This is a genomic window from Veillonella parvula, assembly GCF_024461875.1.
GTDB classification, from domain to species: domain Bacteria; phylum Bacillota; class Negativicutes; order Veillonellales; family Veillonellaceae; genus Veillonella; species Veillonella parvula_I.
In genome coordinates this window covers 1-220 of sequence record NZ_JANGAL010000143.1, presented here as the reverse complement: position 1 = coordinate 220, position 220 = coordinate 1, and the positions used below count along the sequence as shown (strand labels likewise).

1 protein-coding gene is annotated in these 220 nt (G+C 40.0%); it reads right to left on the bottom strand.

Annotated features, from left to right (window positions below):
• A partial coding sequence (locus tag NE668_RS10150; RefSeq protein WP_256196940.1) for a hypothetical protein occupies positions 1 to 220 on the bottom strand: 220 nt, incomplete at both ends.

Genomic DNA, 220 nt, shown 5'->3' with positions numbered 1-220 from the left:
CCGGTATTAAATTGAACTCCGAACTCGTAATCGGATGTATCCTCCAATGTTTCTGCCGGATCATCTTTTAAAACAGCCACTACCATCTTATCAACTTTTGAACCGCCGCTTGTAATTGCCGCGATCATATCATTTGTCTTTGCAATGTAATATGTGCCCACAGCTAAAACAGCAATCAGAAGAATACTGTATACTTTTCCCGTCACTCCTTTTTTCTTTC